A 22,503-nucleotide genomic window follows, 5' to 3' on the forward strand; every position below is an offset into this window, starting at 1 on the left:
CTGCCACCGGCCTGTCGCCCCTCATTGCCCGGCCAACCGTGACTGACTCACAGCGGCTGGCGTGCAATTTCGTGACCTTCTCGATGTCTCGCGATGACAACGTTGTCTATTCTCGCCTGCCGGGGGGATCCGACAGCCACACACCGATCGGAGACCGAGATGAAACCAGCACCGCACCTGCGATGGCCCGCCATCGCCACCGTCCTGCTCGCCAGTGCCTTGCCGGCCGCGGCCGTGCACGCGCACGGCTCCATGGTCAAGCCGCAGAGCCGCGTCTACACCTGCGCCCAGGGCAACCGCGAGAATCCGACCGACCCGGCCTGCGCCGCCGCGGTCGCGGTGGCCGGCCCGCAGCTGCTGTACGACTGGATGAGCATCAACCAGGCCGCCGCCAACGGTAACCACCAGGCGGTGGTCCCGGACGGCAAGCTGTGCAGCGGCAACAACCCGACCTTCCGCGGCCTCGACCTGATGCGCAGCGACTGGCAGGCCACGCCGATCGCGCCTGACGCCAACGGCCGCTACGAGTTCCAGTTCAAGGGCACCGCGCCGCACGCCACGCGCGACTGGACCTTCTACATCACCCGCCCGGGCTGGGACCCGAACGGCCCGCTGCGCTGGTCCGACCTGGAGCCGTTCTGCACGCTCGGCAACACCCCGCTGGGCGCCGACGGCACCTACCGCCTCAACTGCCCGCTGCCGCAACGCAGCGGCCGCCACGTGATCTACAACACCTGGCAGCGCGCGGACTCGCAGGAGGCGTTCTACACCTGCACGGACGTGCAGTTCGCCGGCGGCACCACTCCACCACCACCGCCGACGTGGCTCGACGCCGGCGCATTGACCGCGCAGAACGACCTGCCCGCGGGCAGCACCGTCAGCGTGCGCGTGTTCAACGCCAACGGCAGCGATGCCGAGCGCATCGACACCGTGCTGCAGGTCGGGCAGACCTCGATCAGCGCCTGGCCGCTGCACGTGGCGCAGCAGGTCAACGCGACCGCGCAGTACGCGCGCATCGGCGTGCTGAGCAACGGCGTGATCACCCCGATCGCTTCGGCCAGCGGCAACCGCGTCTACCTCAGCGGCAGCGGCCGTCGCCACCAGATCGACATCCGCCTGCCCGACACCACCCCGCCGCCGCCGGACGGCGATTACGACCACGTCTACCCGCAAGGCATCGGCAGCTACGTGCCGGGCCAGACCGTGGTCAAGGGCAGCGACGGCAAGCTCTACGGCTGCAAGCCGTTCCCGGAAGGCGCCTGGTGCAACATCAACCACGACGCCTACCGCCCTGGCACGGGCTACGCCTGGCGCGACGCCTGGGTGCCGTTCTGACCACCGCGCGGGTCCGGCTCAGGCCGGACCCGCGCGTCGGCATGCGAGACTGGGTGCGCGCTCCGCCGACTCCGCCCGCATGCCGTCCCAGCCGTCTCTCTCCATCGCCGACAGCGCCGCCGCCCTGCGCCGCGGCGCGGTCATCGCCTACCCCACCGAGGCCGTGTGGGGCCTGGGCTGCGACCCGTTCGACGAGGTCGCGGTGATGCGCCTGCTGGCGATCAAGCAACGCCCGGTCGCCAAGGGCATGATCCTGATTGCCGGCGCGCTGGCGCAATTCGACGGCCTGCTCGATTGGGCCGCGCTGCCAGGCGAACGCCGCGATGCCGTGCTTGCCAGCTGGCCCGGGCCGCACACCTGGATCGTCCCGGTCACGCCGCGCGTGCCGCGCTGGATCACCGGCGACCACGACGGCGTCGCGGTGCGCGTCAGCGACCACCCGACCGTGGTCGCGCTGTGCGCGGCGTTCGGCGCGGTGCTGGTGTCGACCAGCGCCAACCTCGGCGGCGAGCCGCCGGCCTATGCGCGCGCAGCGCTCGATCCGCAGTTGCTCGCCCGCATCGACGGCGTGTGCCTGGGCGAAACCGGCGGCCGCACCGCACCCAGCACCATCCGCGACGCCCGCAGCGGGGCACAGCTGCGCGGCTGATGGCGGCCCCGCCCGGGCCCACGCCGGCTTAACGGCCGCGGTCGTAGCGTCCGGGCGCCGGCGTTGATCGGCAACGCCGATGCCACCGAGGAGACCGCCATGAAGACCGTGCAGGTTTGGTTGTGCGCGCTGGCGCTGCTGGTCGCGTTGCCGCTGGCCGCGAAGGAGCCCAAGGCCGCCGAGCCGCCCAGGATGACCGCCGGGCAGCAGGCGATGATGGAGGCGTGGGAAAAGGCGTCGTCCCCCGGCGCGCAGCACCAGCAACTGGCCGCGATGGCCGGCACCTGGAGCGTCAAGCAGCAGATGTGGATGGACCCGAAGTCGCCGCCGATGGTGCAGACCGGCAGCGCCACCACCACCGCCGTGTTCGGTGGCCGCCACCTGCGCCAGGACTACCGCGGCGAATGGATGGGCAAGCCGTTCGAGGGCGTCGGCTACACCGGCTACGACAACGTCACTGGCAAGTACTACAGCAGCTGGATGGACAGCGGCTCGACCGGCCTGTTCGTTGCGCACGGCGATTACGACTCCGCCCGCAAGACCTACACCTTCAAGGGCGAAATGGCCGACGCCGCCCAGGGCGGCGCCAAGGTGCCGATCCGCGACGTGCTGCGCATCGTCGATGACGACCACCACACCTTCGAGATGTACGAGACCCGTGACGGCAAGGAGGCCAAGGTGATGCAGCTGGATTACACGCGGCAGAAGTGACCGCGGCGCCGGATCGACGTGACCGGCATCGACGCCGGCCACGCCACGCGGGCGCGGTGGTGTGGCGGCGCTGGGCGCTGCGGCGCACACTGCGCGGATGAGGTCGCGCCTGCCCCGCTGGCTGCCACTCGCGCTGCTGTTCGCGGCGACGATTACTTGTGCCGCCGAGATCACCATCTATCGCTGCACCGATCAACACGGCCGCCTGACCCTGCGCGACACCCCGTGCGCCAAGGGCGAGACCCAGCAGGCGCGCGAGATGCAGCGGCCGAAAGACCCGCCGCCGCGCCCGGCCGCGGTCGTCAAACCCGCCGCCCCGGCCGTGACGGCCGCACCGCCAGCGCCGCGTTACGTGGTGGTGACACCGCCGCGGCCGATGTACGACTGCGTCACGCCCGACGGCGAGCACTACCTCAGCGATACCGACGCGGGCAATCCGCGCTGGGTGCCGCTGTGGACGCTGGGCTATCCGGCGTATCCGATGGCGCCGTACCCGCACGGCGGCGTCAGCGGCCGCCTCGACTTTGGCGGCGGCGACGTGCGCGGCAGCGTGCGCCTGGGCGAGCCCGGGTACGCGCGACCACCGCGACCGGGACCGCCGGTGGCGGCCTTGCCGGCGGGCACCTGGGTGCGCGACGCGTGTTACCCGCTGCCGCAGCAGGACGTCTGCGAGCGCCTGCGCGACCGTCGTTACGAACTCGGCCGCCGCTACAACAGCGCCCTGCAAAGCGAGCGCCACCGCATCGACGACGAGCAGCGCATCCTCGACGCGCGCCTGGCCAACGATTGCGCAGGCTATTGATGCCGCCTGGGCATGACCGGATCGTGCCCGCGATACACCCGCGCGCGGCGGGCCTGGCCGGGGCGATCAGAACCCGTAGCGCAGGAAACCGCCGTCGACCGCGATGCACTCGCCGCTGACGTAGCCCGCCGCCGGCAGGCACAGGAACGCGACCGCGGCGGCGACCTCCTCCGGCTCGCCGATGCGGCCCAGCGGCGTGCGCAGCAGCACTTCGTCGAGATAATCGGGGTCGGCGAGCTTGTCGGAGGTGCGGCGCGTGCGCACGTACCACGGCGCCACCGCGTTGACGCGGACGCCGTCCTCGGCCCATTCCACGGCGAGGTTGCGGGTCATCTGGTGCATCGCCGCCTTGCTCATGCCGTAGGGCGCGCCGGTGCGCACGTGGGTGATGCCGGAGACGCTGCCGACGTTGACGATGCTCGACGCCGCATGCCGCGTCAGCAGCGGGTGCGCGTAGCGCGACAACTCGAACGCCGAGAACAGGTTGATCTCGAAGATGCCGCGCCACTCGTCGTCGCTGTAGTCGGTGGTGGCCTTGCTGACGTTGCCGCCGGCGTTGTTGACCAGGATGTGCAGACCCTCGCCGAAGTCCTCGACCCAGTCGAGCAGTTCGCGGCGCTGCTCGTCGATGGCGACGTCGGCGACGAAGCCCTGCACCTCGCGCTCGGGGAAATCCTCCAGCAGCTCGGCCCGCGCCGACTCCAGCGCCGCGGCATCGCGCGCGGCCAGCAGCACGTCGGCACCGAAGCCGAGCAGCTCACGCGCGATCGCGCGGCCGATGCCGGCGCTGCCGCCGGTGACCAGCGCGAGTTGTCCGTCGAGCCGCCAACGCTTCGGGTCCATGTCGTTCTCCGCCGTCTCGGAATGCCGTGGCCGCGCGCGGCGGCCGGGTTAGCATAGCCGCCGGACCAAGCGAGGGTGCCGCAATGACGCGAACGCTGCTGTGCACACTGACGGTGCTGGCGCTGCTGGCCGGCTGCTCCAAGCCACGTGCTCCCGACAAGGAGCGCCCGGTCGAACCACAGGCGACGCAGCTGCGCGACGCGATCCAGGCGCCGATCGAGCAGGCCCAGGCGGCGCAGGACGAGGCGGTGAAGGCGGCTGAGCAACAGCGCGAGGCGATCGAGGCCGCCACCGGCCACTAACCTGACGACTAAGGCTACGCTGAATAAGTGCCGTCATCCCCGCGAAGGCGGGGATCCATGGACGTTAGCCCTTGAACAACAACGTCCTTGGATTCCCGCCTCCGCGGGAATGACGAGCAAGGGGACTTGATCAGCGTTGCCCTAACGAACGCCCGACCGGAGCCGGGCGTTGCATCGTCACTGCGGGCCTGCGCTTACAACTCGCAGAAGCAGTACGCCAACGACTTCACCGGCACGCCGGCGGTCGGTGTCACCGCGCTTTCGAGGAAGCGCAGGTCGGCCGCGACCTGCGGCATCGCCTTGGCCAGCAGGCCACGGGCAAAGTCGGATTGTTGCAGCCAGGCGCCGCCGAGGCGGCTGCTCGCGAAACCGGTGAAGAAGCGTTCGAACGGCGTCGCCGCCTTCTCGATGTAGCGCACCTGGTAGGCATCTTCCTTGCCGAGCTTGGCGCGCGCGGCGACGTCGGTGATGGCGTCGTGCAGGTTGCCGAGCGCATCGACCAGGCCGCGCTCCTTGGCTTGCGCACCGCTCCACACGCGACCGCGTGCGATCGCGTCGACCTGCTCGACCGGCTTGTTGCGCGCCTGCGCCACCTTGCCGGTGAAGTCGCGGTAGCCCTTGTCGATCACCGACTGGATCACCTGGCCGACCTCCGGCTGCAACGGCCGGGTGATGTCGAACGCACCGGCAAACCTGGTGGTGCCGACGCCGTCGCTGTGCACGCCGATCTTGTCGAGCGCACGCGGGATGGTCGGGATCAGGCCGAAGATGCCGATCGAACCGGTGATGGTCGAGGCGTCGGCGTAGATTTTGTCGGCGTCCATCGAGATCCAGTAGCCGCCCGAAGCGGCCAGGTCACCCATCGACACCACCACCGGCTTGCCGGCCTTCTTCAGCGCGACGATCTCGCGGCGGATCTGCTCGGAGGCGAACACCTCGCCGCCCGGCGAATCCACGCGCAGCACCAGCGCCTTGACCTTGTCGTCGTCGCGCGCCTCGCGCAGCAGCGCCGCGGTCGACTCGCCGCCGATCGTGCCCGGCGGCTGTTCGCCGCCGCTGATCTCGCCCTCGGCGACGACCACGGCAACCTGCGGCCGCGTGTCGACCGCGGTGAGCGCACCGTTGAGCTGCAGCAGGTATTCGTCGAGCGAGGCCTGGCGGAAACCGCCGTCGGCATCGTGGTCGGCGATACCGCGCTCGATCAGCAGATCGTCGACCTGCTCGCGCGTTTTCAGACCGTCGACCAGCTTGGCCCGCAGCGCATGCTGGGCCAGGTCGCCCTGCACCGCGCTGAGCTGCGCCGGCAACTGCTCGATGCCCTGCGCCAGCTGCGCGGCGTCGAGCTTGCGCGCCTTGGCGATGTCGGTCAGGTAGCGCTGCCAGACGTCGTTCATCCAGAACAGGTCGGCCTCCTTGGACTCGGGCGAGGCCGCGTCGAGCACGTACGGCTCGGCCGCCGACTTGTACTCGCCGACCTTGAACAGGTGCACGTCGACGCCGAGCTTGTCCTGCAGGCCTTCGCGGTAATAGCTGCGGTAACGGCCGAGGCCTTCGAGCAGCATCCCACCCATCGGGTCGAGGTACACCTCGTTGGCCTGCGCGGCCAGCAGGTACTGCTTCTGGTCCATCATCTCGGCGAACGCGACCACCTGCTTGCCGCTCGCCTTGAGCCGCGCGATCGCGTCGGCGACCTCGCGCAGCGAAGCCATGCCGCCGCCCTGCAACTTGCCCAGGCGCAGCACCACGCGCTCGATGCGCTTGTCGTCGCCGGCCGCGTCCAGTGCGCGCAGCAGGTCGCGCTGCTGCACTTCGCCGCCCTTCTCGCCGAACGCCTTGCCCAGCGCGCGCGTGGCCGGGTCGCTGCTGTACTGCTCGACCAGCGTGCCCTCCGGCGCGATCACCAGGGTGGTGCGATCGAGCAGCGGCTTGGTGCGCGGGCCGGCGCCGAGCACGATCAGGAACAGCAGCAACAGGGCGAAGAACAGCAGGTTGAGGATCAACCGGCGGGTGAAGTTCATCGCGTCCCAGATGCCGACGAAGAAGCGGGCGATCGGGCCGCGACGCGGGGTGTCGTTCATTGCACAGACTCCTGATTGCTGCTGCGGCGTCCTGGATGACGGCGGCAGCATGACCACTGCAGCCTACCCGCTGACCGGGGCGGATTCACCCGCCATTCGTAACACGGGGATTTCAAGGGCACGTGACGCCGACGGGGCGGCCGGCGTTCAGTGGTCACGGCCCGCGCAGCATCAGCCGGTCAGGGTGACTGGAGCGCAGGAAGCGGCTGCACAGCAGCACCGCGGCCACGGTCAGGCCGGCGATCAGGCCGATCCACATGCCCTTCGGTCCCCAGCCCAGGCCCAGCCCGAGGCCGGCGCCGAGCGGCATGCCGATGCCCCAGTACGCCAGCGCCGCCAGCAGCATCGGCACGCGCGTGTCCTTGAGGCCGCGCAGCGCGCCGGCAGACAGCACCTGCACGCCGTCGGGAAACTGGAACGCCGCGGCGTACAGCAGCAACGACGCCGCCAGCGTCGCCACCGCGGCATCACTGGTGTAGAAGCCCACCAGCATCTCGTTGCCGGTCAGCAGCACCAGGCCGGAGAACAGCTGCGTGCCGATCACGATCGCGTAGCCGGCCCAGGCCGCGCGGCGCACGCCATGAAAGTCGCCGCGGCCGAGCGCGTGGCCGACGCGCACCGTGGTCGCCTCGGCCAGCCCCATCGGCACCATGAAGCACAGCGCCGACAGGTTGATCGCGATCTGGTGCGCCGCCGCCGGCACCTCGCCGAGGCGGCCGATCAGCAGCGCGGTGGCGATGAACAACCCGCCCTCCATCAGCACGGTCACGCCGATCGGCAGGCCGGTGGCGAGCAGGCCGCGGATGATCGGCCACTCCGGCGCGTCGAAGCGCTCGAACAGCTTGAGGTCGGCGAAGCGCTTTGAGCGCCACAGCACCACGAAGAAGCCGATCGCCTGCAGCCACAGCATCAGCGCCGAGGCGATGCCGAGGCCGCCGGCGCCGAGCTCGGGCAGGCCCAGCTTGCCGAAGGTCAGCACATAGCCGACCGGCAGCAGCACCAGCAGGCCGCCGGCACTGAGCACCAGCGTCGGCAAGGTCCAGTGCAGGCCCTCGCTGAGGTAGCGCATGCAGAAGAACAGCGTCAGTGCCAGCACGCCCCAGCGGATGCCGTGCAGGAACTCGGTCGCGCCGGGAATGATCGCCGGCGCGATCCCCATCGGTCCAAGCAACAGCGGCATGAAGGTCAGGAACGCGAACAGCACCAGCCCTAGCCCGAACGCGAGCCACAGCGCCTGCCGGAACAAGGCGCCGATCTGGCCGCGCTGGCCGGCGCCGTCGAGCTGCGACACCGACGGCGGCACCGACAGCAGGGTGCCGATCGGCACCATCATCGGCAGCCACCACAGCGCGGTGCCGATGGTGACCGAGGCCAGCGTGGTGGTGCTGTGGTGGCCGGCCAGCACGTTGTCGACAAAACCGATCAAGCCGGTGGACACGTGCCCGCCGACCAGCGGCGCGGCGAGGATGGCGGTGGTGCGGATTTCGCCCGTCAGGCCCGTGCGGGCGGGCGTGGACGAAGCAGACAGGGACATCGGGACAACCAGACGCGCGACTGCGGCCGCGCGACCGCTTCGATTGTCGGGCGCTGGCGCCGGGTCGCGGCGGCCGGCTATCTTACCGGGCCAACATGAACGGGTTGTGTTGGCGTTTCCAGCGTTGCGAACCGCGCACGAGCGGCGTTTGCAGCTGGTTGCCACACTTCGGGGAGAAGCTGCACGACCATGAGCACATCGGCCGATCACGCCACACCGAGCCACTGCGAGAACTGCGGTGCGCCGCTGCAGGGCCACTACTGCTACGCCTGCGGGCAGTCGGCGCTCAGCCCGCTGCGCCACACCGGGCATGCACTGGAGGAGGTGTTCGAGTCGTTCTGGCACCTCGACGGTCGCATCTTCCGCACCCTGCGCGACCTGCTGTCGCCCGGCCGCGTCGCCGCCAATTACCTGGCCGGGCAACGCGTGCGCTACATCGCGCCGCTGCGCCTGTTCGTGATCCTGAGCGTGCTGACGTTCTTCGTCGCCCAGGCGGTGATCCACGTCGATACCACTCCGGAGGCTTACGGCAACACCAGCTCGTCCGAGGGCAAGGACGACAAACGCAAGGACAAGGGCAACGCCGGCAAGCGCTTCGCACGGGCCGACACGGTGGCCGAGGTCGAGCGCATCCGTGCAGAGGAAATGGAGGACCTGGACAAGGCCCGCACCGCGGTGCTGCTGCTGCCGGTCGCGCGCAAGGGCATCGACACCGCCATCGCCGACACCCACCGCCAGGCCGATCGTCGCATCGAGGTGTTGCGCGCCGAGCAGGGGCTGAGCGAGGACCAGGTGGCCGCGGCCAGGACCGAAGGGATCCGTCAGGCGACCCCCGGCGCGAAGGGGGCCGCCACCGTGGAAACCGCCGCGACCCTGGCCGAGCTCGAACGCCTGCGCAACGAACGGGGGAAGGCGCAACGGCTGGCGCTGGCCGCGCTGCCGGCGGCCAGCGCCGACGCGCGCAACAAGCAGCTGCGCGACATCCGCCGCAGCAACGAGGCCGCCGGCTGCCGCGCCGCGCAGTTGCAGCTCGATTACGCCCTCGCCAGCGAAGGCAAGCTCAAGCGCAAGGTCAACGAGGACCTCGTCGCCTACGGCGATCCCGACTGCGACCGCGGCCTCAGCTTCAACGGCGACGAATGGGACGCGGACACCAATCCCCTCACGCTGAAATGGGCGCCGGCGTTCGTGAACCGCTGGATCAACTCACAGGTCGGCCACGGCCAGGAGAACATCGCCCGCGCCCAACGCGATCCCTCGCTGTGGGTGCGCGCCCTGCTCGGCGCGGTGCCCAGCGCGCTGTTCCTGCTGGTGCCGGTGTTCGCACTGCTGCTCAAGCTGGCCTACCTCGGCTCCGGGCGCGGCTACCTCGAACACCTGGTGGTCGCGCTCTACAGCCACGCCTTCCTGTGCGTGGCGCTGCTGGCGATGTTCTTCCTGTTCGGCCTCGACAACGCCTGGACTCCGCACTGGCCGCCGTTCGGCTGGATCAGCGGCCTGCTGATCGGGCTTCTGTGGCTGTCGATGCCGATCTACCTGCTGCTGATGCAGAAGCGCGTGTACGGCAATGGCTGGTGGCTGACGCTGTTGCGTTATTTCGTCGTCGGCAACCTGTACTTCGTGCTGCTGAGCTTCGCCGCGGTGTTCGTCGCCATCGCCAGCCTGGTGCGGATGTGAGCGCGGCCGAGGCGGCCGGCGTGATCTACGAGGTCAACCTCGACCTCGACGCGGTGATCCGTGCCGAGTATCTGGCCTGGCTCGATGCGCACGTGCGCGAGATCTGCGCGTTGCCGGGCTTCGTCGCCGCGACGGTGTTCGATGTGCTCGATCCGGCCGCCGAACCCGGCCACGAGCGGCTGTGCGTGCAGTACACGTTGAGCGATGCGGCCGCGCTCGATGCTTACCTGCGCGAGCACGCGCCGCGGATGCGCGCCGAGGGCGTCGCCCGTTTCGGCGAGCGTTTCCGCGCCAGTCGTCGTGTGCTGCAGCCGCGGCAGACGGTCTGAGCACCGGGCCCGACGATCATGCAGCGGCCGCCACGCGGCTCAACGCGGCGCGCTCATTGCTGCAGCTGCTGCCACAACCAATCGCCGAGGTGGCCCGGGTAGGCCGCCAGCAGGCCGCTGCGCAGGGCCTCGCGGCGCTGCGGCGGGGTGCGCTGCACCAGCACGCCCAGATCGGCGCGTTGTGTCGGCGTCATCGCACGCAGCGCCTGCAGCAACGGCGCGTGCTGTTCGGCCGGCACCTGCGCCAGCAGCGGCTGCAGCACCGCGTAGTCGGCGCCCAGCTCCGGGCCCAGCAGCCAACCGCGCCGCTGGCTGCGGTCGAGCGCGTCGAACTGCGCACGCCAGGCCTGTTGCAACTGCGGGGGCAGCGCGGCGTACCACGCAGTGGCGTCCTGCACCCGCGCGCGCTCGGCAGCGGGCAGGGCCTGCCAGGCGAGGAACCGCTCGCGGCGGGTGTCGCGCTCCGCGCGCGGCAGCGCGTCCCAGGCCGCGGCGCGCTGCGCGTAAGCCGCGTGCTGTTGCGGTGTCCATGCGTTCCACTGCAGCAGTTGCCGCTGCAACGCGGCATGCGCGGCCGGCGGCAGCCTGGCCAGGCTTTGCAGCAGCTCCGCCGGCGGCGCCGAGTACGCCGGGAGCACCGCCAAGGCACACCCGAGCGCGAGGCCGAGGGTTGCCGTCCGCCGACGCTCACTGCGGCGCATCGTCAGTCTCCGTTTCGGTTTCGCTGCCGGTCGCCTCGGTGGGCGCGGCTGCCGGTACGGCGGGTTCGACCGCGGCAGTCGCGGCCAGCGCCGTGGCATCCGGTGCGGTGACACCGGCGGCCTGTTGCGCGGCCAGCCAGCTGTGGAATTCCAGGTCAGCGGCCGCCGCCTCGCCCGGCGGGTCGGCGAGCAGGGCAAAATCGCGGTGGGCGATCAGCGCGGTCTCGCGGCCGTAGCGCGCCGCCGGCTCCTCGGCCGCGGGCAGCCGGTCCGAACTCACCTGGCGTGCGCCCGAGGCGCCGCCGTGCAGGCGCTCCAGCACCGGCCCCAGCGGCCAGTGCGACGGCCACCAGAACGTAACCGCCAGCGCCGTCACGCACAGCAGCAACAGGCCCCACAGCAGCGGCAACAGCCAGCGCGGTCGCGGCGCCCGGCCGGCGGCCGGGGTCGTGGTGGCGCCCGCCCCGCCCCGGGGCTCGCCGTGCAGGGCCGCCTCGCGGGCGTTGCTCAGGCGCACCAGCCGGTCCGGCGGCAGCGTCTTGATGCGGCGGTGGACCTGCTCGCGCAGGCGCTGCCAGGCCACCGGGTCGGCGCGGCCGTCGGCGTGGTGTGGCAGGGCACGCTGCAACGCCAACCGGTAGCTCGGCTGGGCCACGCCGAGCGCGGTCGCGGCCTCGTCCTCGGACAGGCCCGCGGCCAGGCGCAGCAGCAGCGCCGCACGCGGGCCGCTGCCGAGTTCGCCGAGACGGTCGGTCGCGTCCAGGGGCAGGGCCACCTCGGTGCGACGGCGCAGCTGCGGCTGCGCCAGCAGGCCGGCCCAGAACCGCCCCGGCCACTGCGCCATCGGCACGGTCTCGGCCTCGGTGCGGAACTGCCGCATGGCCTCGGCCAGGGCGGCATCGCCGGCAACGGCATCGCCGGCCTGCAATTCAGCCAGCACCGCACCACGACGCTCGACGCCGCGCAGGAAGGCCGACAGCGCCGGCGGCGCGGCGGCGGCCGGGGAGGGGGAACGGGAAGAAACGCTCATCGAGACAGCATCACCATGCACCGCATCATAGCGAGGCCGCCCTCGCACAAAACCGCTTGACAACCCGGCAACGCGCGCTCCGCGAAGCGGGACGCGGCCTGCACGCAAAAAACGGTTGTGCACAGCAGTAATCGAATCGTCATCGGGACCGCGTACTCGCACGCACGGGACCGCATGACAGCGATGTTTCACGGCTAACGCATTGATATAAAACAAAATATCAGCGTTGGCACTTTTTTCACCAACCTGGCTGCAGGGCTTGTTGCAACGCCATCGCGCCCATCTGCCGACACGCCATGCACAGATTTATCCACAGCGCGTGTGGATAAGGCCGAATCTTCTTTGCGTTCGGCCACTTGCGTGACTTTTGTCACGCAACCGCGAGCAATGGTCCGCAAGCCACGCTGGTCCGGAACGGCCCCGACCTTCGCTAGACTGCGGCGATGTCCGATGCCCCTGTTCACGCGCCGACGGTCTGGCGGGTCGCCTTGCCGCTGCCGCTGCCGCGGCTGTTCGACTACCGGCCGCCGGCCGGCCACGTTGCCACGGCCGCCGACGTCGGCACGCGTGCGCGGGTGCCCTTCGGCAACCGCGAGCTGGTCGGCGTGATCGCGCAGGTCGGCGCGGCCAGCCAGGACAGCCCGGAACTGAAGACCGCCCTCGCCGGGCTCGACCCGGAGCCGCTGCTGCACGGCGAATTGCTCGACTCGCTGCTCTGGCTGGCGCGCTATACCCACGCCCCGCTCGGCGAGGTGCTGGCGACCGCGCTGCCGGCGCCGCTGCGCCGCGGCGAGCCGCTGCCCGACACCCATGCCTGGGCCTGGCAGCTCACCGAGGCCGGTCAGACCGCGCGCGAACGCCTGCGCGCCGGCCAGCCGCGGCGCCTGGCCGACCGCCTGCAGGCCGGGCCCTGCGACGAGGACAGCCTCGACGACACCTTCGACCGCTGGCGCAGCGCGGCCAAGGCACTGGCCAAACGCGGCCTGGCCGAACGGCTCGCGGTGCCGGCGGTACCGCGCGCGCCGACGCCGCAGCCCGGGCCGGTGCTCAACGCCGAGCAGCAGGCTGCGGTCGACGCGGTGCTGGCCGCACGCGACGGCTTCGCCGCGCTGCTGCTCGACGGCGTCACCGGCAGCGGCAAGACCGAGGTCTACCTGCACGCGATCGCCGACTGCCTGGCGCGCGGCAAGCAGGCGCTGGTGCTGGTGCCGGAGATCGGCCTGACCCCGCAGACCCTCGCCCGCTTCCGCGCGCGCCTGGGCGTGCCGGTGCACGCACTGCACTCGGGACTGGGGGACGGCGAGCGCGCCCGCACCTGGGCCGCGTTCGCGCGCGGCGAGGCGCGGGTGGTGGTCGGCACTCGCTCGGCGGCGTTCCTGCCGCTGCCCGATGCCGGCCTGATCGTCATCGACGAGGAGCACGACGGCAGCTTCAAGCAGCTCGACGGCATCCGCTATCACGCCCGCGACTTCCTGCTGGTGCGCGGCAAGGCGCTGGGCGTGCCGGTGCTGCTGGGCAGCGCGACGCCGTCGCTGGAATCGCTGCGCAACGCCCAGGCCGGCCGCTACGCGCACCTGCGCCTGCGCGAGCGCGCCGGCAACGCGCAGCCGCCGCGCGTGCGCGTGGTCGATGTGCGCAAGCGCCCGCTCGAGGCCGGGCTGTCGCCGGAACTGCTCGCCGCGATCGAGCAGGCGCTGGCCGCCGACGGCCAGGTGCTGGTGTTCAAGAACCGCCGCGGTTACGCGCCGGTGCTGCTGTGCCACGACTGCGGCTGGAGCGCGCAATGCCAGCGCTGCGACGCACCGATGACGGTGCACGCCGGCGGCCGCCGCCTGCAGTGCCACCACTGCGGCGCACGTCGGCCGGCGCCGGATGCCTGTCCGGACTGCGGCGGCCTGGCATTGCAGTCGCAGGGCGCCGGCACCGAACGCATCGAGGAAGCACTGGCGGCGAAATTCCCCGAGGTGCCGGTGCTGCGCATCGACCGCGGCACCACCCAGCGCCGCGATGCCCTCGAACAGCACCTGGCGCGGTTCGGCACCGCGCGCGGCATCCTGGTCGGCACGCAGATGCTGGCCAAGGGCCACGACCTGCCCAACCTCACCCTGGTCGCGGTGGTCGGCATCGACGAAGGCCTGTTCTCCGCCGACTTCCGCGCCCCGGAGAAACTCGCCCAGCTGCTGATCCAGGTCGCCGGCCGCGCCGGCCGCGCCGACAAACCCGGCGAGGTCGTGCTGCAGACCCACCATCCCGACCACCCGCTGCTGGCGACGCTGCTCGCCGGTGGTTACGCCGCATTCGCGCAAGCCGAACTGGCCCAGCGCGAGGAAGCGGCCTTCCCGCCGTTTACCCACCTCGCCCTGCTGCGCGCCGAGGCCAAGCACAGCGACGCCTGCAACGCCTTCCTGCAGGCCGCGCGTGCCGCGTTGCGTGACGCCGATGCCGGACTCGAACTCAACGGCCCGCTGCCGGCACCGATGCCGCGCCGCGCCGGCTACCAGCGCGCGCAGCTGCTGGTGTCGTCGCCGGAGCGACGCGCGCTGCACGCCGCGCTCGACGCCGCCCTGCCGGCGATCTACGCGCTGCCGGAAGCACGCCGGGTGCGTTGGTCGCTCGACGTCGACCCGGTCGATCTGTACTAACGACCAGGAGTTGTCGCGCCCGACCATTAACAAAGGTGCCGTCGTTCACCCGTATCAGCCGCGCGCGCGGCATCCTTCCTGTCGCACTTCGGGCCGACCGCGGGCGGCCACACCCACGCCGCAAACGCGTACAGCGCCAACGCCACCAGCAAGGCCGCACGCAGGCCGATCGCCATCGCCAGCAGCAATGCCGCGATTGCCGCGACCACCGAGGCGCAGCCGTTGAGCCCCCAGGCCCACGGCACGAACGCCGGTGCATTGCGCGCGAGCCGCGCCAGGCCGAGCGGGAACGGCTGCCCCATCGCGAACGCGAGCGGGGCAATGCCGGCCAGCCCGCACGCGGCCCGCAGCCACACCGGCCACGCCGCGCCGTAGGCGTGCACGACGACGAACACGACGACCTGCCACAACAAACCCAACGCGATCGCGTGCACCGCCCAACGGATGCGGCGCACGATCGCGGCATCGGTCGATGCCTGCGACGTGGCCAGGAGCCGCTGCGCGTGCGCGCTGCCGAGGCCGGCGCAGATCAGGAAGCCGGCCAGGCCCACGCTCGCCGCCAGCAATGGATGACCGACCAGCAAGGTCAGCCGCGACAGCGTGGCGATCTCGACCAGCATGAAGCCCAGGCCGAGCGCGAGGAAGTACAGCCCGGCGCGCGCACGCGCGAACTTCATCGCCGCGGCCGACGACGCCCGCGGCAGCACCCGCAACGGCAGCAACACCAGCAACAGTGCCAATGGCAGTGCCTGCACCAGCGCGGCGACCAGCAGCAGGTAACCGGAATCAAGCAGCACCGCGCTGCCCTGCTCGCGCAAGCGCCACAGCGCCGGCAGGCTGCGCCAGCGGAAGAAGTCGCCGAAGTAGGGCCGGTCGTCACGGGCCGGTGCGACCGCGAAGCGGTAGTCGCGCAGGTAGTCGCGTGCGCGCGATGACAGCAACGCCTGCACGCCCGCGTACAGGGTCGGGCGTTCCGGCACGTGGAAGCGGTTGGCCTGGTCGGAACGCAGGCCCGGCGCGAACACAGGATCGAACCCCTGCGCGTCGGCGAAGGCGCGCATGGCCGCCAACTCCGGCGCGGCGAAGCGATCGTGCTGCACCAGCCAGGTGCTGGCATCCCAGTTGCGCACGGCGACCAGCCGCGCGCCCGGCGCCATGCCCTCGCCACGCAGGGCCGCGATCGCGGTGGCGGCGAGTTTCAACTCGTCACGCGGCGGCTGTTTGCTCCAGCGCGTGATCGCCAGCGTGCCGCCGGGAGCCAGTCGCGCCAGATAGTCGCGCAGCGCCTCGACCGTGAGTGCGTACTGCTCGGCCGCGGCCTGCACGCCGGCACCGCTGCCGGCGAAGGAATCGCCGGCGACCAGCACGATCAGGTCGTAACGCGCACGGCTGGCGCGGGCGAACGCGCGCGGCTCGGCGGCATGCACGCGCACGCGCCGGTCGCGGTAGAGCTGGCCGCTGTAGTCGGCGTAATCGTCGCGCACCAGCCGCAGCCGCTGCGGGTCGAGCTCGACCGCGTCCACCGTGCGTGCGCCCAGCGCCAGCGCCTGCAGTACCTCCAGGCCGCCGCCGGCACCGAGCACCAGCACCGACCCACGCGCCCGCATCCGGTACGGCAAGGCCGAGGTCATGCGACCCAACCACGCCTGCGGCGCGCGCCCGGTGTGGCGCGTGATCACCGACGGCCCTTCGCCGTCGGTGTACAGCCCCAGCTGCGCCGGCAGCTCCTCGCTGCTGCCCAGGCTCAGGCCGGGGGCGTGACGCAGTGGCACGCGCGGGCTCTCCAGCACGGCCAACCAGCCGTAAGGACCGCGACGCTCGTCGATGACGCGCGCCCCGGGCAGCAGCAAGGCCTTGCTCAGGCTCTTGAACTCGTTGACCCGTGGCGCCAACGCGTGACCGGGCAGCAGCGCCAGCGTGATCAGCAACGCGAGCGCGACCAGCCGGCGTTGCGGCGCCACCAGCATCGCCGCGACCGGCCCGCACAAGGCCGCCAGCAGCAAGCCGCGCTCGACCGGCAGGTACGCCATCGCCAGCGCCGCCAGCGCGCCGACGCCGGCACCGAGCAGGTCGGCGGCGTACAGCCGCGGGATGCGCTCACCGTGCCGGGCAAAGGCCAAGCCGAAGCAACTCGCGGCGAAGAAGAACGGCACCGCCAGGACCAGGTACAGCGCGCTCAGCCACAGCAGCTGGCGCGGGTTCCAGACCAGTTCGAGCCCGTTGAACGGGATCGCGCGCGCCAGCCACAGCACCAGCACCGCGCTCATGGCGAACCCCCACGCGCAGCGCGCGAACATCGACTCGAAATCGGCCCGCAAGCGCTCCGGCGTGCACACACGCAACCACAGGCTCAGCCAGGTACCGCTGCCGCCGTGGCCGAGCAGGGCCAGGCTGATGATCACCACCGCGAACGGATACCAGTGCGCGATCGCCAGCCAGCGCATCAGCAGCAGCTGGTAGGCCAGCGCCGCGGCCGAGATCAATGCAATGGCGAGCGCAAGCCGATCAGGGCGACCGCCGCCCTGGCCATCGGCAGAGGCGTTGGCGAGCGCACGCGCTTGCCCGTCAATGCGCACCGGTCAACGGCACGAAGCGCACCGGCAGGATCTGCCGCGTGCGCATGCGACCGTCCGCCTGCTTCTCGACCAGCAACAGGGTCTGGGTGAAGAAGCTGCTGCCGACCGGGATCACCATGCGCCCACCCGGCTTGAGCTGGGCGACCAGCGGCGGCGGGATCGACGACGCGGCCGCGGTCACCACGATCGCGTCGAACGGCGCCTGCTCCTTCCAGCCGTAATAGCCATCGGCGCTGCGCGTTGCGATGTTGCGATACGGGCGCAGCCGCTGCGCGGCCTGCGTGGCGAGCGGCGCGACGATCTCGATCGTGTGCACCTGCGCACCGAACTCGGCCAGCACCGCCGCCTGGTAGCCCGAGCCGGTGCCGACCTCGAGGATCTTCTGACCGGCCCGCGGTCGCGCCAGCGACGTCATCAACGCGACGATGTACGGCTGCGAGATGGTCTGCCCGTAGCCGATCGCCAGCGGCCGGTTGTCATAGGCGTAACGCCGCTGCGCGGCCGGCACGTAGGCGTGGCGCGGTACGCGGCCGAGCACGTCCAGCACCTCGCGATCGATATGCGCCGGCGTGTCGGTATCGGCACGCGCCTGCGATTGCAACTCGACCAGCAGCGCACGCCGCGCCGCGGCGTAGGGATCGGCCACCTGCGCGGCCACCGGCACGGCACATGACAGCAGCGCCGCCAGCACGGCGTTGCGCGTGACTCCGGCGATGGCGGCTGCGCCCCGCATGGCGGCGAGTCTAGGCCGCCGCGCGTTAGCGCCTTGGCAACGTGCAGCGGCTGCGCGTCAGGCGGTCTTCGCCGCTTTCTTCGGGTTGGCCTTGGGCTTGTAGCGGATCCACACGATCTGGTTGTCGCGCTTGACCTCGAACAGCTCGGTCGCCTCGATCAGATCGCTGAGCTTGCGGTAGCCGTAGTTGCGCGAATCGAACGAGGCCTGGTTGCTGATCTGGTGGCCGACCGCGCCCAGGTGCGCCCAGCCGTCGTCGCCACTGGCCGACTCGACCGCGCTGCGCAGCATCTGCACCAGGCGCGTGTCGCCGCGCAGTTCCTTGGCATTTTTAGGCTTGGTCGCGGCGCTGGGTTCGGTGCTGGTCGGCTGGCCCAGGGCTTCGAGGTAGGTGAACTTGGAGCAGGCGTTGACGAACGGCAGCGGCGTCTTCTTCTCGCCAAAGCCGTACACCTTGACGCCCTCGGTCAGCAGCCGCATCACCAGCGGGGTGAAGTCGGCATCACTGGAGACGATCGCGAAGCCGTCGAGGTTGCGCGCGTACAGCAGGTCCATCGCGTCGATCACCATCGCCATGTCGGAGGCGTTCTTGCCGCTGGAGTAGGCGAACTGCTGGATCGGGCGGATCGCGTACTCGTGCAGCGTCGCCTCCCAGCCCTTGAGGTGCGGGCTCTTCCAGTTGCCGTAGGCGCGGCGCACGTTGGCCGCGCCGTGGCGGGCGACCTCGGCCAGGATCACGTCGATCTTCGCCGCCGGCGCGTTGTCGGCGTCGATCAGCAGGGCAATGCGTTTCTCGGCCTCGGCCATGGTGCGGTCCTCATCAGGCCCGCTCGGACCTGCCACGCCGAGCGTAGCGCAAGGCGGTGGCAGCCGCGTGCATGACGCGGCCGCGGCAATCGCGCAGAATGCCCGAAGACACAGATGAGCCAGACAATGACCAGCCAGCTCGAACATCTCCGCGCCCTGTCGTCGGTAGTCGCCGACACCGGCGACATCGACGCCATCGCCCGCTTCCACCCGCTCGACGCCACCACCAACCCGTCGCTGCTGCTCAAGGCCACCAGCCTGCCCGCCTACGCGCCGTTGATCGACAGCGCGATCGCACAGGCGCGCGGCACCGACCTGGACGCGCGCGTGGCCGACGCCTGCGATGTCCTCGCCGTGACCGTCGGCGCGCAGATCCTCAAGCTGGTCCCGGGACGGGTCTCGACCGAGGTCGATGCGCGGCTGAGCTTCGACACCGCCGCCACGCTCACGCAGGCGCGCAAGCTGGTCGCGCTGTACGAGCAACTCGGCATCGGCCGCGAGCGTCTGCTGATCAAGATCGCCTCGTCCTGGGAAGGCATCCGCGCCGCCGAACAGCTCGAGCGCGAGGGCATCCACTGCAACCTCACGCTGCTGTTCTCGTTCGCGCAGGCGGTGGCCTGCGCCGAGGCCGGCGTGTTCCTGATCTCGCCCTTCGTCGGCCGCATCCTCGACTGGCACCTGGCCAACGGCGCGGCCGCCCCGGCCACGCCGCAGGACGACCCCGGCGTGCAGTCGGTCACGCGCATCTGGCAGCACTACAAGCGCCACGGCTTCACCACCGTGGTGATGGGCGCGAGCTTCCGCAACACCAGTCAGGTGCTGGCACTGGCCGGCTGCGACCGCCTGACGATCTCGCCGGACCTGCTCGACGCACTGGCGCAGGCCGACGGTGACGTGCCGCGCGCACTGGTCGATGACGGCGCCCGCAGCGCCGCGCCGCCCGTGCTCAGCGAGAGCGCGTTCCGCTGGCAGCACAACGAGGACGCGATGGCGACCGACAAGCTTGCCGACGGCATCCGCCGCTTCGCCGCCGACCAGCGCAAGCTCGAGGCGTTGTTGGCGCAGCGCTTGCAGGGCTGAGGCCGCGATGACGGCCGCCGCGACGATGACGCCGGGCCGCCGCCTGCGCAGCATCTTCAGCGGCTCGGTCGGCAATCTGGTGGAGTGGTACGACTGGTACGCGTATTCCGCGTTCGCGATCTACTTCGCCCCGCACTTCTTCCCCAAGGGCGACACCACCGCGCAGCTGCTCGACACCGCGGCGGTGTTCGCGGTCGGCTTCCTGATGCGCCCGGTCGGCGGTTGGCTGCTGGGCCTGTACGCCGACCGCCACGGCCGCAAGGCGGCGTTGATGCTGTCGGTGCTGCTGATGTGCGCCGGCTCGCTGCTGATCGCGGTGGCGCCGGGCTATGAGCGCATCGGCCTGGCCGCACCGGCGCTGCTGGTGTTCGCGCGCCTGCTGCAGGGCCTGAGCGTCGGCGGCGAGTACGGCACCTCGGCAACCTACCTGAGCGAGATGGCGACCTCGCGCCACCGCGGCTTCTGGTCGAGCTTCCAGTACGTGACGCTGGTGATGGGACAGTTGCTGGCGCTGGCCCTGCTGGTGCTGCTGCAGCGTTTCGTGCTGAGCGAACAGCAGCTGCACGACTGGGGCTGGCGCATTCCGTTCGTGGTCGGCGCGCTGTGCGCGGTGAGCGCGCTGTACCTGCGCCGCGGCATGCAGGAAACCGAATCCTTCACCGCCGCGCGCAGCCACGGGAAGCAGCCGCGCAGCAGCCTGCGCGTGCTGCTGCAGCATCCGCGCGAGGTGCTGACCGTGATCGGCCTCACCCTCGGCGGCACGCTGTCGTTCTACACCTTCACCACCTATCCGCAGAAGTTCCTGGTCAACACCGGCGGTTTCAGCAAGGCCGATGCGACGCTGATCTCGGCCGCCTCGCTGCTGGTGTTCATGCTGCTGCAGCCGCTGGTCGGTGCGTTGTCCGACCGCATCGGCCGGCGCCCGATCCTGATCGCCTTCGGCGTGCTCGGTACGCTGTGCACCTACACCATCCTCAGCGGCATCGCCCAGGCCAGCACAGTGTGGGGCGCCTTCACCTGGGTCATGGCGGGCCTGCTCATCGTCAGCGGCTACACCGCGATCAACGCGGTGGTGAAGGCCGAGCTGTTTCCGGCGCATATCCGCGCACTCGGCGTCGGCCTGCCGTACGCGCTGACGGTGTCGCTGTTCGGCGGCACCGCCGAGTACCTGGCGCTGTGGTTCAAGCAGCTCGGCCACGAGTCGTGGTTCTACGTCTACGTCACCGTGTGTGTCGCGGTGTCACTGTCGGTGTACGCGCTGATGCGCGACACCCGCCTGCACTCGCGCATCGATCGCGACCACGAGCACCACACTGCCGACCCACCGCAGCCCGTGCCCGTCGCGGCACTGCCACGACCGGAGCACGCATGAGCACGACACGCCCCCATGTCGTCATCGTCGGCGGCGGCTTCGCCGGCCTGTGGGCGACGCGCGCGCTTGCCAACGACGACGTGCGCATCACCCTGATCGACCGCCAGAACCATCATCTGTTCCAGCCGCTGCTGTACCAGGTCGCCACCGCCGGCCTGTCCGCGCCCGACATCGCCGCGCCGCTGCGCCACATCCTGCGCGCGCAAGGCAACGTCGAGGTGCGCCTGGGCGAGGTGACCGGCCTCGACACGCAGGCACGCACCGTGTCGCTGCGCGACGGCGGCACGCTGGGCGAAAGCCCGCTGCACTACGACTACCTGGTGCTGGCCAGCGGCGCGACGCACGCCTACTTCGGCCACGACGAATGGGCCGGCGACGCCCCCGGCCTGAAGACGCTCGACGACGCGCTCGCGATCCGGCGCCGGCTGCTGCTCGCCTTCGAACGCGCCGAGGCCTGCGACGACCCCGACGAGCGCGCCGCCTGGCTCAGCTTCGCCGTGGTGGGCGGCGGCCCGACCGGGGTCGAACTGGCCGGCACGCTGGCCGAGATCGCCCGCCACACGCTCAAGCGCGAGTTCCGCCGCATCGACCCGTCGCAGGCCAGGGTGCGACTGATCGAAGCCGGCCCGCGCGTGCTGGCCTCGTTCCCGCAATCGCTGTCGGCCAAGGCGCAGCGCCAGCTCGGGAAGCTTGGCGTCGAGGTCGTCACCGGCGCGCCGGTGAGCGCGATCGACGCGCACGGCTACACGCTCGACCACGGCGGCCAGGGCACGGTGTTCGTGCCGGCGCGCACGGTGCTGTGGGCCGCCGGCGTCGCCGCCTCGGGACTGGGCGCCCTGCTCGGCAACCAGCGCGACCGCGCCGGCCGCGTGCTGGTGGAGCCCGACCTCAGCGTGCCCGGCCGCCCGGAGATCTTCGTCGCCGGTGATCTCGCCAGCGTGCAGCAGGACGGCAAGCCGGTGCCGGGCGTCGCCCCGGCCGCGAAGCAGATGGGCGCGCAGGTCGCGCATGCGATCCGCGCGCGCCTGGCCGGGCAGGCGGCCACGCCGTTCCGCTACCGCGACTTCGGCAACCTCGCCACCATCGGCCGCATGGCCGCGGTGGTCGACCTGCACGGCTTCAAGCTGTCGGGGCTGCTGGCCTGGTGGTTCTGGCTGCTGGTCCACGTCATGTTCCTGATCGGCTTCCGCAACCGCCTCATCGTCATGATCAACTGGGGCTGGGCGTACTGGAGCTATCAGCGCCACGCGCGGATCATCCTCGGCGGCGGCAGCGCCCGCGCAACCGAACCGTCGGACTGAC

General features: G+C 71.1%; 19 protein-coding genes. 11 read left to right on the plus strand and 8 right to left on the minus strand.

From position 1 onward, the window contains the following. Positions 1 to 159 precede the first annotated feature (159 nt). The 4 genes from ACFOLC_RS06320 to ACFOLC_RS06335 all read left to right on the plus strand — a co-directional run bounded on the left by ACFOLC_RS06320 (position 160) and on the right by ACFOLC_RS06335 (position 3,497). A complete protein-coding gene (locus ACFOLC_RS06320; protein ID WP_386758373.1) occupies positions 160 to 1,335 on the plus strand; it encodes a lytic polysaccharide monooxygenase auxiliary activity family 9 protein in 1,176 nt (391 codons plus the stop codon). Positions 1,336 to 1,414: 79 nt separating this feature from the next. Beyond that, positions 1,415 to 1,984, plus strand: coding sequence for a Sua5/YciO/YrdC/YwlC family protein (locus ACFOLC_RS06325; protein ID WP_386758374.1), 570 nt, complete (start codon positions 1,415 to 1,417; stop codon positions 1,982 to 1,984). 99 nt (positions 1,985 to 2,083) lie between these two features. Next, positions 2,084 to 2,695 carry a DUF1579 domain-containing protein gene (locus ACFOLC_RS06330; RefSeq protein WP_386758375.1) on the plus strand — a complete coding sequence of 204 codons (612 nt, stop codon included), beginning with the start codon at positions 2,084 to 2,086 and terminating at the stop codon, positions 2,693 to 2,695. Between the two features lie 97 nt (positions 2,696 to 2,792). Further along, entirely contained in the window at positions 2,793 to 3,497 is a 705-nt protein-coding gene (locus tag ACFOLC_RS06335; protein WP_386758376.1) for a DUF4124 domain-containing protein, read from the plus strand. Positions 3,498 to 3,563: 66 nt separating this feature from the next. Here the strand turns inward: ACFOLC_RS06335 and ACFOLC_RS06340 are convergent, their stop codons facing one another. Continuing rightward, positions 3,564 to 4,340 (minus strand): SDR family oxidoreductase, encoded by a 777-nt coding sequence (locus tag ACFOLC_RS06340; RefSeq protein ID WP_386758377.1) that lies wholly within the window; start codon positions 4,338 to 4,340, stop codon positions 3,564 to 3,566. Between the two features lie 83 nt (positions 4,341 to 4,423). Between ACFOLC_RS06340 and ACFOLC_RS06345 the strand changes: the two genes are divergently transcribed. Beyond that, the gene (locus ACFOLC_RS06345; protein ID WP_386758378.1) at positions 4,424 to 4,642 is read left to right on the plus strand and encodes a hypothetical protein; all 219 of its coding nucleotides are present in this window, start codon (positions 4,424 to 4,426) and stop codon (positions 4,640 to 4,642) included. Positions 4,643 to 4,836: 194 nt separating this feature from the next. Here the strand turns inward: ACFOLC_RS06345 and sppA are convergent, their stop codons facing one another. Both sppA and ACFOLC_RS06355 read right to left on the minus strand, forming a co-directional pair. Beyond that, on the minus strand, positions 4,837 to 6,720 hold the full coding sequence (sppA, locus tag ACFOLC_RS06350; RefSeq protein ID WP_386758379.1) for a signal peptide peptidase SppA: 1,884 nt from the start codon (positions 6,718 to 6,720) through the stop codon (positions 4,837 to 4,839). A 154-nt stretch (positions 6,721 to 6,874) separates the two neighbouring features. Beyond that, the gene (locus tag ACFOLC_RS06355; RefSeq protein WP_386758380.1) at positions 6,875 to 8,254 is read right to left on the minus strand and encodes an MATE family efflux transporter; all 1,380 of its coding nucleotides are present in this window, start codon (positions 8,252 to 8,254) and stop codon (positions 6,875 to 6,877) included. Between the two features lie 189 nt (positions 8,255 to 8,443). Between ACFOLC_RS06355 and ACFOLC_RS06360 the strand changes: the two genes are divergently transcribed. Both ACFOLC_RS06360 and ACFOLC_RS06365 read left to right on the plus strand, forming a co-directional pair. After that, positions 8,444 to 9,931 carry a DUF3667 domain-containing protein gene (locus ACFOLC_RS06360; RefSeq protein ID WP_386758381.1) on the plus strand — a complete coding sequence of 496 codons (1,488 nt, stop codon included), beginning with the start codon at positions 8,444 to 8,446 and terminating at the stop codon, positions 9,929 to 9,931. After that, the gene (locus ACFOLC_RS06365; RefSeq protein ID WP_386758382.1) at positions 9,928 to 10,260 is read left to right on the plus strand and encodes a DUF4286 family protein; all 333 of its coding nucleotides are present in this window, start codon (positions 9,928 to 9,930) and stop codon (positions 10,258 to 10,260) included. Before ACFOLC_RS06360 ends, ACFOLC_RS06365 begins: the two co-directional genes overlap by 4 nt. A 53-nt stretch (positions 10,261 to 10,313) precedes the next feature. Here the strand turns inward: ACFOLC_RS06365 and ACFOLC_RS06370 are convergent, their stop codons facing one another. Beyond that, entirely contained in the window at positions 10,314 to 10,961 is a 648-nt protein-coding gene (locus ACFOLC_RS06370; RefSeq protein ID WP_386758383.1) for a DUF3106 domain-containing protein, read from the minus strand. After that, positions 10,948 to 11,991 (minus strand): hypothetical protein, encoded by a 1,044-nt coding sequence (locus ACFOLC_RS06375; RefSeq protein WP_386758384.1) that lies wholly within the window; start codon positions 11,989 to 11,991, stop codon positions 10,948 to 10,950. The genes ACFOLC_RS06370 and ACFOLC_RS06375 overlap by 14 nt, the downstream gene beginning before the upstream one ends. A 443-nt stretch (positions 11,992 to 12,434) precedes the next feature. Between ACFOLC_RS06375 and ACFOLC_RS06380 the strand changes: the two genes are divergently transcribed. Continuing rightward, complete coding sequence (locus ACFOLC_RS06380; protein ID WP_386758385.1) at positions 12,435 to 14,633, plus strand: primosomal protein N'; 2,199 nt, start codon at positions 12,435 to 12,437, stop codon at positions 14,631 to 14,633. Positions 14,634 to 14,659: 26 nt separating this feature from the next. On the opposite strand, the gene ACFOLC_RS06385 is transcribed toward ACFOLC_RS06380, so the two are convergent. From ACFOLC_RS06385 to ACFOLC_RS06395, 3 genes are read right to left on the minus strand one after another with little or no spacing between them, the layout of a single operon-like run. Next, entirely contained in the window at positions 14,660 to 17,209 is a 2,550-nt protein-coding gene (locus ACFOLC_RS06385) for a hypothetical protein (protein WP_386758386.1), read from the minus strand. After that, on the minus strand, positions 17,199 to 17,942 hold the full coding sequence (locus tag ACFOLC_RS06390) for a protein-L-isoaspartate(D-aspartate) O-methyltransferase (protein WP_386758387.1): 744 nt from the start codon (positions 17,940 to 17,942) through the stop codon (positions 17,199 to 17,201). Before ACFOLC_RS06390 ends, ACFOLC_RS06385 begins: the two co-directional genes overlap by 11 nt. A 57-nt stretch (positions 17,943 to 17,999) precedes the next feature. Next, positions 18,000 to 18,749: an NYN domain-containing protein gene (locus ACFOLC_RS06395; protein ID WP_386758388.1), complete on the minus strand. Its 750-nt coding sequence runs from the start codon at positions 18,747 to 18,749 to the stop codon at positions 18,000 to 18,002. A gap of 114 nt (positions 18,750 to 18,863) precedes the next feature. On the opposite strand from ACFOLC_RS06395, the gene tal reads away from it, so the two are divergent. Genes tal through ACFOLC_RS06410 form a run of 3 tightly spaced genes read left to right on the plus strand, consistent with a single transcriptional unit; the run spans position 18,864 to position 22,502 of the window. Continuing rightward, entirely contained in the window at positions 18,864 to 19,829 is a 966-nt protein-coding gene (gene tal, locus ACFOLC_RS06400) for a transaldolase (RefSeq protein ID WP_386758389.1), read from the plus strand. Between the two features lie 7 nt (positions 19,830 to 19,836). Beyond that, positions 19,837 to 21,201, plus strand: a complete 1,365-nt coding sequence (locus ACFOLC_RS06405; RefSeq protein WP_386758390.1) for an MFS transporter — start codon at positions 19,837 to 19,839, stop codon at positions 21,199 to 21,201. Then, the gene (locus ACFOLC_RS06410) at positions 21,198 to 22,502 is read left to right on the plus strand and encodes an NAD(P)/FAD-dependent oxidoreductase (RefSeq protein ID WP_386758391.1); all 1,305 of its coding nucleotides are present in this window, start codon (positions 21,198 to 21,200) and stop codon (positions 22,500 to 22,502) included. The genes ACFOLC_RS06405 and ACFOLC_RS06410 overlap by 4 nt, the downstream gene beginning before the upstream one ends. The last annotated feature ends 1 nt before the right edge of the window (position 22,503 follow it).

Origin of the sequence: Lysobacter cavernae (assembly GCF_042648505.1) — a bacterium.
GTDB classification, from domain to species: Bacteria; Pseudomonadota; Gammaproteobacteria; order Xanthomonadales; family Xanthomonadaceae; genus Lysobacter_L; species Lysobacter_L cavernae.